The organism is Planctopirus hydrillae, assembly GCF_001707835.1.
GTDB lineage: Bacteria > Planctomycetota > Planctomycetia > Planctomycetales > Planctomycetaceae > Planctopirus > Planctopirus hydrillae.
The window spans coordinates 1-311 of sequence record NZ_LYDR01000074.1; the positions used below are offsets into that span (position 1 = coordinate 1).

1 protein-coding gene is annotated in these 311 nt (G+C 71.1%); it reads right to left on the reverse strand.

Annotated elements, in window-relative coordinates; all coding sequences use genetic code 11:
* A partial coding sequence (locus A6X21_RS10635; protein ID WP_131818290.1) for an SDR family NAD(P)-dependent oxidoreductase occupies positions 1-296 on the reverse strand: 296 nt, incomplete at its 3' end.
* Between the last annotated feature and the right edge of the window lie 15 nt (positions 297-311).

Here is a 311-nt window from a genome sequence, read left to right on the forward strand (position 1 = left end):
TGCGCCACGGCCCCGGCAATCGTGGCCAGCGCATCGATGCGGCCGAAATGCGCCGCTGTGCGCGCAACCGCCGCTGCCGGCGCGTCGGCCTGTCGCAAGTCGCTGGCGATGATCAGCGGCTCGGCCCCGGCATCGCGGATCGTCGCCGCTGTTTCACGCAGCGTGGCCTCGTCGCGCGCGACAATCGCCACACCGGCAAAATCGCGCGCCAGTCGCTCGGCGACGCCTCTGCCGATGCCGCGACTGGCGCCCGAGACCAGGGCGACGCGGGTCGGATAGTCGGGTATTTCGAGCATTGTCAGGAGTGCCGG